This window comes from Flavobacterium caeni, from assembly GCF_900101895.1.
Lineage (GTDB): Bacteria > Bacteroidota > Bacteroidia > Flavobacteriales > Flavobacteriaceae > Flavobacterium > Flavobacterium caeni.
Genome location: NZ_FMVF01000030.1, coordinates 1,609 through 4,054, shown reverse-complemented (window position 1 = coordinate 4,054; position 2,446 = coordinate 1,609). Strand labels below are relative to the sequence as shown.

At 35.5% G+C, this 2,446-nt stretch carries 3 protein-coding genes; all 3 read left to right on the top strand.

Annotated features, from left to right (window positions below; all coding sequences use genetic code 11):
* Positions 1 to 249 (top strand): IS30 family transposase (locus BLP55_RS15780; protein ID WP_139149763.1); only part of this gene is annotated, 249 nt, incomplete at its 5' end.
* Between the two features lie 91 nt (positions 250 to 340).
* Positions 341 to 1,870, top strand: a complete 1,530-nt coding sequence (locus BLP55_RS15775; protein ID WP_091147029.1) for an ATP-binding protein — start codon at positions 341 to 343, stop codon at positions 1,868 to 1,870.
* Between the two features lie 188 nt (positions 1,871 to 2,058).
* Complete coding sequence (locus BLP55_RS15770) at positions 2,059 to 2,418, top strand: DUF4180 domain-containing protein (RefSeq protein WP_091147025.1); 360 nt, start codon at positions 2,059 to 2,061, stop codon at positions 2,416 to 2,418.
* Positions 2,419 to 2,446 lie beyond the last annotated feature (28 nt).

Genomic DNA, 2,446 nt, shown 5'->3' with positions numbered 1-2,446 from the left:
CTATCCCGAAAAACCAAAATGAAAGTCTATTTTACCCATCCGTACAGCCCTTGGGAGCGCCCTACCAACGAGAACACAAACGGGCTTCTCAGGGATTATTTCCCAAAAGGGACGGACTTGTCGGTACACTCAAAAACATACCTCAAAAAAGTACAAAAAGAACTCAACGAAAGGCCCAGGAAAGTCCTTGACATAAGAACGCCAAAAGAGGTTTTCAATGAATTGATAATCCAAAAAATTGCAGTGTAAATAATTATTGTATTTTAGTTGAAAGTTGCGTTAGCAATTTGAAACCGCCTAGAAACTCGATCATTAAATTAACCTTACCAAACAAATAGATATGAAACTTAAGTCCATTAAACTAAAGAATTTTAGAAGTTATCAAAATGAAGTAAGTGTTGAATTTGGAGATTTGACTGCATTTGTTGGAAAAAATGATATTGGTAAATCGACAATACTTGAAGCGTTAGATATTTTCTTCAATGAAGGAAAAGGAGTCGTAAAATTAGACAAGGATGATATCAACAAACAAGGACTTGCTGCAGGCGATAATGAAATAACTATTTCTGTTTGCTTTGAAGAATTACCTGCTAGTATAATTATCGATAGTACAAATCAAACAACACTCCAATCTGAATATCTTTTAAATTCAAGCGACCAGCTTGAAATAGTAAAAAAATATCCTAATGCGGGAAAAGAGAAAGTATTTGTAAAAGCAAATCATCCAAGAAACGCAGCCTGTGCCGATTTGCTACAGAAAAAAGATTCAGAACTTCGCGCAATCCTTACGAGTAATACTATAGAATGTGAAGACAGAAGTAGAAACGCAATCATGCGTTCTTCCATTTGGAATCATTTCTCGTCAGACTTACAATTAGCAGAAGTTGAAATAGATGTATCAAAAGGTGATACAAAATCAATTTGGGATAAACTACAAACCTATCTCCCTTTATACACACTTTTTCAATCTGATCGAAAAAATAGTGATGGCGATAATGAAGTTCAAGATCCGTTGAGAGAAGCTGTAAAACAAATTTTGAATGAGGACAATTTAAAACAAAAGTTTAGTGAAATTGCCACTGAAGTAGATACAAAATTAAGAGAGGTAGCTGCTAGGACGTTAGACAAGCTTCGTGAAATGAATCCATCTATCGCAAATAGCTTGAATCCCGTGATTCCATCAGCTGAAAGTTTAAAATGGGCAGATGTCTTCAAAAGCGTTTCTATAACTGGAGATGATGATATTCCAATAAATAAAAGAGGTAGCGGAGTTAAACGTTTAATTTTGTTGAACTTCTTTCGTGCAGAAGCAGAACGAAGAAGAAATGCTTCAAATATCCCCAGTATCATTTACGCAATCGAAGAACCTGAAACATCACAACATACTGAACATCAAAGAAAATTAATTGCCGCATTTTTAACTCTTTCTCAGGCTGCAAATACTCAAATTTTAATCACAACACATAGTGCTTCGCTAGTGAAAGAATTGGAATTTCATCATTTGCGACTTGTTTCATTAATTAGTGGCTCAAAAAATATCGAGCCTATTACGGCTGGTCAACTTCCCTATCCTTCTCTTAATGAAGTTAATTTCCTAGCATTCGCCGAGACAACTGATGAATATCATAATGAATTATATGGTTTCATTGAAGCAGAAGGTCATTTACCAACATTCAGGACTGGAAAAGCAACAATGCCATACATAAAGGAACGACGCGGCGGTACAACAAGTCAAGAAAATATTATCCTTACCGAGTACATAAGACATCAAATTCATCATCCGGAAAATACTCGTAATACAAGGTTTACATTTGTTCAGCTTGAAGATTCAATAACTTTAATGCGTTCATTCATTGAAGCCTTACCATAGAATCACGCCAGCGCACAACCGCCGTTTCAAGCCATTGCGGAGTTTTCGGTAGCCGGAAGTTGTGGTTTCACGAATAAAATTTTATCTTGGCAGAGAGAACTCAGTCCGCTTTGATCCGCAACGGCGTGAAGCGGCCTAACGTTGGGCGTCATGTCGAGAAATCCCAAACTCATAGAAACTCAAGTTAAATGAAAATAGAAAATCATATTATTGCTAGTGTAAAAATTGCTGAAATAATCTCTGAAGAAATAATTATCAATTCGGCAGAAGATGGATCAGACTTATTAGGTAATTTATATTATTCAGATTACGACAAAATTATCATTCACGAAAAAAATATAAACCCTGATTTTTTTGATTTAAAAACTGGATTGGCAGGAGAGATTTTACAAAAATTTTCAAATTTTCGGGTTCGTCTAGCGTTGGTTGGAAATTTTGAAAAATATGGAAGCGCGAGCCTAAAACAATTTATACTTGAGAGCAATAATGGAAAACAAGTCAATTTTTTAAGTTCGCTACCGGAAGCTTTAAAAAAAATATCTTCATAACAATACACGACGCCCAACCGCCGTTTCA